7 protein-coding genes and 1 riboswitch are annotated in these 5,797 nt (G+C 64.7%); of the genes, 4 read left to right on the plus strand and 3 right to left on the minus strand.

Annotated elements, in window-relative coordinates:
• The coding region (locus KBT70_RS10770; protein WP_296632714.1) for a sensor domain-containing diguanylate cyclase at positions 1-773 on the minus strand (773 nt) is incomplete at its 3' end.
• Positions 770-1,372 carry a heme NO-binding domain-containing protein gene (locus tag KBT70_RS10775; protein WP_296632717.1) on the minus strand — a complete coding sequence of 201 codons (603 nt, stop codon included), beginning with the start codon at positions 1,370-1,372 and terminating at the stop codon, positions 770-772. The genes KBT70_RS10775 and KBT70_RS10770, both read right to left, overlap by 4 nt.
• Before the next feature lie 139 nt (positions 1,373-1,511).
• Positions 1,512-1,613: riboswitch (TPP riboswitch) on the plus strand.
• Positions 1,614-1,658: 45 nt separating this feature from the next.
• On the opposite strand from KBT70_RS10775, the gene KBT70_RS10780 reads away from it, so the two are divergent.
• The 4 genes from KBT70_RS10780 to KBT70_RS10795 all read left to right on the plus strand — a co-directional run bounded on the left by KBT70_RS10780 (position 1,659) and on the right by KBT70_RS10795 (position 4,644).
• Positions 1,659-2,384 carry an ABC transporter ATP-binding protein gene (locus KBT70_RS10780; RefSeq protein ID WP_296632720.1) on the plus strand — a complete coding sequence of 242 codons (726 nt, stop codon included), beginning with the start codon at positions 1,659-1,661 and terminating at the stop codon, positions 2,382-2,384.
• A gap of 12 nt (positions 2,385-2,396) precedes the next feature.
• Positions 2,397-3,053 carry a TenA family protein gene (locus KBT70_RS10785; RefSeq protein ID WP_296632724.1) on the plus strand — a complete coding sequence of 219 codons (657 nt, stop codon included), beginning with the start codon at positions 2,397-2,399 and terminating at the stop codon, positions 3,051-3,053.
• A complete protein-coding gene (locus KBT70_RS10790; RefSeq protein WP_296632726.1) occupies positions 3,050-3,793 on the plus strand; it encodes an ABC transporter permease in 744 nt (247 codons plus the stop codon). The genes KBT70_RS10785 and KBT70_RS10790 overlap by 4 nt, the downstream gene beginning before the upstream one ends.
• Before the next feature lie 125 nt (positions 3,794-3,918).
• Positions 3,919-4,644, plus strand: coding sequence for an NYN domain-containing protein (locus KBT70_RS10795; protein WP_296632729.1), 726 nt, complete (start codon positions 3,919-3,921; stop codon positions 4,642-4,644).
• A 306-nt stretch (positions 4,645-4,950) separates the two neighbouring features.
• Here the strand turns inward: KBT70_RS10795 and KBT70_RS10800 are convergent.
• Positions 4,951-5,797, minus strand: an 847-nt coding sequence (locus KBT70_RS10800) for a trimethylamine methyltransferase family protein (protein WP_296632732.1), incomplete at its 5' end; no start/stop codon positions are given.

Genomic DNA, 5,797 nt, shown 5'->3' on the forward strand with positions numbered 1-5,797 from the left:
GCCGCGACCGGCGCAGCTTCGGTCATGCCCAAGAGCAGGATGACAAATTCATCGCCCCCCACCCGCGCAATCAGATCGTCGGCGCGCACCTCTGCTTGCAGGCGCCGCGCCACCTCCTGCAGAACATGATCCCCCGCAGCATGGCCCAGCGTGTCGTTCACCTGCTTGAAGAAATCGAGATCGAGATGCAGCAGCGCGAAATCCTGTTCGCTCTGCATCAGTCGGTCGAGCACATGGTCGAGCGCGCGGCGGTTTCTGAGGCCCGTCAAAACATCGCTGAACGCCTGCTCTTCCGCCGCTATCCGCGCGCCTTGCAAGCGCAGGTTCAGCTTGCGCGACGCCTCCATCGCGGCCGATTTCGCCTCGATCAGATAGAGCATCTCGGTCGTGAGGTCCGTCGCCGCGAAATCAGCACCTGTCAGGCCAAAATCGCGCACCGCCTCGACCACGGAAATCCCGAACGACAGGTTGACCACCGCCCCGCCCCCCGGCATGGCCAAGAGGACCCCCTTGAGCGCGGTCTGGGGGGCCGCGCGCAGCCGCAAGCGCAGCCGCGCCCCGGCGCAGGCCAGCAACCCCGCCATATCCGCCGCCTGATGCGGACGACGCAGCTCGATCAGATCAAGAAACCTCACGCCGCGAAGGGGATGCGCGCCAAAGAGCTTGGCGAACGTCGGCCCCGCCTGCACCAGATGCCCTTGGGCGTCCAGCACCGCATGCATCGGGCAGAGGCCCGCGAGCAGAGGCAAAAGTCCCACATCCTGAACCGTCATGCCACGCCTCCACCAAGCCCCAGAGCAAAAGCCCGCCCATGGGCAAACCCCTCGTCCAAGAGCCGCACCTCGATGATTTCATGGCCCGGCGCATCCCCCTGATGCTCGACCAGCGCCAGCGCGCCATAGTCATCTGCCATCGCCCGCAAGAGCCCCACCACCACCGGCCCCAGCCGCAGCGCATGTCCCTTGGGCAGACCAACATGGAGCTGGTACTGACCGCCGCCCCGGTCCTGTAATTCCAGCACGGGCAGATCGAGATCGGCCACCGCAAGGCGGGCACGCTCGGGCAGATCGTCGAGCGAATGGAGGAACTCCACATAATCCACACCGCCAAAGCGCAGCAGGCGGCGCAGCGCCTCGGTCGCAGGGTGCGAGACCAGATAGGTGCCGATATCCTCGAGCAGATCATCGCGCCCACGCGCGAGCCGCGCCCCCACGGCTGTCAACACTTGCTCGGTGATCTCGGGCTCATAGGTCATCATCGCCTCAAACTCTGTCAGACCCAGATCGAGCCGCTGTATTGTACCGATCCAGACATCGCGCCCATAGGTATCCCTGACAAATCGCTCGATGGCGCGGTTGACCAGCCCGTGCATGACACTCTCCCCTCGGATGGCAGCAGACTGACACCCAAGCGTTAAGGCTCCCTCAACGCTTAAAATGCCGGATACTTTTCAACCCGGATCGCGCCCCAGATCGCGCCCTTGTCATCGCTGGGCGCTGCGGCTACATCTGGGGTATCCGTTGGGGTGCCCCGCTTGGGGCTGAGAGGCGCTGCGCCAACCCACCGAACCTGATCCGGCTTGCACCGGCGGAGGGAACGGAGACTGCGCCCACGCGCCATCCCCCCTGCCTGCGGCCCCATAGATGAAGAGGCCGCGCATGACCGCCCCGCCCAGTCTGACCCTCGATGGCCGCGCCCGGATCGGCGCTCTGCCGGTCTTTGGCCCGCTGCGCCTCAATTTGCCCGCAGGCCGCATCACCTGCCTGCTCGGCCCCTCGGGCGTGGGCAAGACCACGCTCCTGCGCCTGATTGCCGGGCTGGATGAGGTGACAGAGTTCACCGGCACAATCACCGCCTCGGACGGGCTGCCGCTGCCGGGGCGCATGGCACTGATGGCGCAGGGCGAGATGCTGATGCCCTGGCTCGACGTGCTGGGCAATGTGACGCTTGGCGCGCGGTTGCGCGGGATGCCACGCGATATGGCGCGTGCGCGCGAGATGCTGGCGCGCGTGGGTCTGGCAGATCATGAAGACAAACGGCCCCATGCGCTCTCGGGCGGGCAGAAACAGCGCGTGGCGCTGGCCCGCACCCTGATGGAGGATCGCCCCATCGTTCTTCTGGACGAGCCGTTTTCGGCGCTCGACGCCCGCACCCGCGCGCAGATGCAGGATCTCACCGCCACCCATCTGGCCGGGCGCACGGTGCTCATGGTCACGCATGACCCCGCCGAGGCCGCGCGCATGGGCCATGCCATCCACATCCTGACCGAGACCGGGCTAGAGGATGTCACCCCGCCCACAGCGCCCGTGCCGCGCGCCGTGGATGATCCCGAAACCCTCGCCGCACAGGGCCGCCTCTTGGCCCGCCTGCGTGCGCCCGCCTGAGAGGACCCCGCCTTGCGCCCCACCGACCATCTCCAATCCCTTGTGGCCACCGATTGGCAGGCCGCCACCCGGCACGCCTTCACCGATCAGCTTGCGGCGGGCACGCTGCCCGAGACGCGCATGCTCGCCTATCTGCAACAGGATTACCTCTTTATCGAGGATTTCGTGCGCCTCTTGGCCTCTGCCATCGCCCATGCGCCGAGCCTGCCCGATGCCATCCCGGCAGCACAGTTTCTGGGGCTGATCTCGGGGCCAGAGAATACCTATTTCCTGCGGGCCATCGCAGCTTTGGGCGGCACAACCGAGCCTCCCGCCGCGCCCCACCCGGTGACAGCCGAGTTTCAGGCGCTGATGCGCGCGGCGGCCAAATCAGGACGCTATGCGCAGATGATCGCGGTGCTCAGCGTGGCGGAATGGACCTATCTGGACTGGGCCAGCCCCCATGCGGACCGCGCCGACCACCTGCCGTTCTGGTTCGGGGAATGGATCACGCTGCACAGCGGAGCGGGCTTTGAAGGCGTCGTGGCCTATCTGCGCGGCCAGCTTGATCAGGTCTGGCCCACCCTCTCGCCCGAGGATCAAGCCGCCGCACAATCCGCCTTTGTCACCGCCACACAACTGGAGCGTGCCTTTTTTGACGCGGCCCTCGCCGGATATCCGACCGCATGAGCCGCCTCATCACCATCGCCACCTCCACGGCCCTCGCGCTGGTGCTCTGGCAGGCGCTGGTGACGCTCGCGGCATTGCCGCCCTTTATCCTGCCGGGGCCGGGCCGCGTGGCTGAAACCCTCTGGGCCAGCCGGGCGCTGATTGCCCATCATGCGACCATCACCGCCGCAGAGGTGCTGCTGGGCTTGGCCTTGGGTGCCATACTCGGCGGGCTCTCGGCGATTGGCCTGGCATCCTCACCCATGGCGCGCCGCCTCATCCGCCCGATGATGGTGTTTTCCCAAGCGATCCCGGTCTTTGCCCTCGCCCCCATCCTCACGCTCTGGCTGGGCTATGGCCTCTGGTCCAAGGTCGCGATGGCGCTCTTGATCATCTATTTCCCGGTCACATCCGCGTTCTTCGACGCGCTGATGCGCACACCGCCGCACTGGCTCGACCTTGCGCGCGTCATGGGCGCGAACCGGGCGCGGCTCATGTGGCATATCCGCGTGCCTGCCGCGCTGCCCGGTTTCGCCTCGGGTCTGCGCCTCGCGGCGGTCTATGCGCCCATCGGGGCGATCATCGGCGAATGGGTGGGCGCGTCCAAAGGACTGGGCTATCTCATGCTGCTGGCCAATGGCCGCGCCAAGATCGACCTCATGTTCGCCGCCCTGATCGTGCTGGCGATCCTGACGCTCTTGCTGCACGCCGGGGTGGACCGGGGGTGTAGAAGGTGGCTCGACGGGTCGGCGGCGGGGTGAGTTTCTTCATGGTCCAAATACTCCTGACAGCCTTCGGCCCCGCAGTCACACGCCAGACGTGTACGCCATGAAAAAGATCGCCTCCTGCCCCAAATCCATCCGGATTGCCATCCTAGGCTTGGTTCATGAGCACCTTGCCCCCGACCCGCCTCACCCCCGCGCCGCGCCTCTCGGTCTTTGTCGATGCCGAGAATATCCCTGTGACGCATGCTCAGACCATCCTTGATCTGGCCCACCGCCACGGTGCCCCTGACCTGCTGCGTGCCTATGGCAATGTCGGCCTTCTGCCTGATTGGGACAAGGTCGCCGGCTTTCAGTTCATCCATTCCGGCAGCGGCAAGAACGCCACCGACATGCTGATTTGCGTTGACGCGATGGAGCGCGCGCTCTCGGATCACTGTGCGGCAGTTCTCTTGGTCAGCTCCGATCAGGATTTCACCCATCTCGCCACCCGATTGCGGGGCTATGGTCTCACCGTGATCGGGGCTGGAGAGGCCAAGACATCAGAGCGGTTTCGCGCGGTGTGTTCGATCTTCGAGGTTCTGCCTAACTCACATACCGAACAAGCAAAACCAATCCCCAAAGTCCGCCAAGAACACGTGGCTTTGAGCGAAATAGACAAGAGAATTTGCGCCGTAATCAAGACAAATAGCCCAGACACGAATGGCATCCTGATCAGCCATCTCTCTTCACGAATGCACCATGTCTTTGGCATGCAGATCAGCACATACCCCGAAAAGAACTGGCGCTCTTTTCTTGAGAAACGCCCAACGCTCTACGCGCTCGACCCCAAAGGGCCGAACGCCAAGGTCCGCTACAAGCCCGAAGCCTTCCGAACTGCGCCCGCCTGAAACTGATGCGTTACCATCAAGACCCCTCACCGCTTTAGGGTCTGATCTGACCTTGGCCTTATACACCCTCGCGCGGAACAAGGCGCGGAACGCGCCGCCGCGTGATCGCTGGGCCGACCGTCGCACCGAAGGTGCGCCGCTTCATATCGGCACGCCTTTTGCGTGACGGCCTAGCGATTTTTAGAGGGAGCGCCTCACGGTGAGGTCATACGGACTTTGTAGGCATAAAGTGGCAGCCACTGGCGTTGCTTCGCTTGTCCCCGGCCCAGCGCCCCCGCGCGGATCGTCAGAAATCGACCTTCCCCCTCAGAAATCCGTGGGCGCCCCGCCCTCGGCCTTGCGCCGGGCCACGAAATCCGCCAGTTCCTCGCGCACCGCATCCTCCATCGGTGGGGCCTCAAAATCCGCGATGATGTCCTGAAACACCTGATGCGCACGCGCGGGCGTCCAGACGGCGCCTGCCGCCTCCCATGCCTCGTAATTGCGCCAATCGCTTAGGAAGGGCTGATAAAAGGCCGTGGTATAGCGGTCCTGTGTGTGCTGGATGCCAAAGAAATGCCCTTTGTCGCCGACCTCCCGGATGGCCTCAATGGCGATGTCATCGGGTTCGGTGGCCGTCAGCATCGGGTCCATATAGCGTTGGATTTGCTGCAAGATTTCGCAATCCATGATGAATTTCTCAGGGCTCGCGATCAACCCGCCCTCAAGCCATCCGGCGGCGTGATAGACCATATGCGCCCCCGCCTGCACCGCGGACCAGAGGCTGTTGGAGGTCTCCCACATCGCCTGCCCATCAGGCACGTTCGCGGCGCAGACGCCAGACGCGCGCATCGGCAGCTTGTAGAACCGCGCCAATTGCCCGGTCATCTGGGTGGCGCGCATGTATTCCGGCGTGCCAAAGGCCGGTGCGCCGGATTTCATGTCAACATTCGAGGTAAAGGTGCCAATGGCACAGGGCGCGCCGGGGCGGATGAGCTGCGCCAGAACCACCGCACAGAGCGCCTCGGCAATGGATTGCGCCACCGCGCCCGACATCGTTACGGGAGCCATGGCGCCAGCCAGAGTGAAGGGTGTGACCACAAGCCCCTGCCCCCGCCGTGCCAGACGCATCCAACCATCGAGCATCGGGTAGTCGTGTTTCAAGGGCGAGGTC

Source organism: Roseovarius sp. (assembly GCF_018066915.1).
GTDB lineage: Bacteria > Pseudomonadota > Alphaproteobacteria > Rhodobacterales > Rhodobacteraceae > Roseovarius.

What these genes read in the sequence shown, in the direction of transcription:
- KBT70_RS10795 (WP_296632729.1), top strand. Translation starts at nt 3,919, where the DNA reads ATGAGCACCTTGCCCCCGACCCGCCTCACCCCCGCGCCGCGCCTCTCG.
- KBT70_RS10790 (WP_296632726.1), top strand. Translation starts at nt 3,050, where the DNA reads ATGAGCCGCCTCATCACCATCGCCACCTCCACGGCCCTCGCGCTGGTG.
- KBT70_RS10775 (WP_296632717.1), bottom strand. Translation starts at nt 1,372, where the DNA reads ATGCACGGGCTGGTCAACCGCGCCATCGAGCGATTTGTCAGGGATACC.
- KBT70_RS10780 (WP_296632720.1), top strand. Translation starts at nt 1,659, where the DNA reads ATGACCGCCCCGCCCAGTCTGACCCTCGATGGCCGCGCCCGGATCGGC.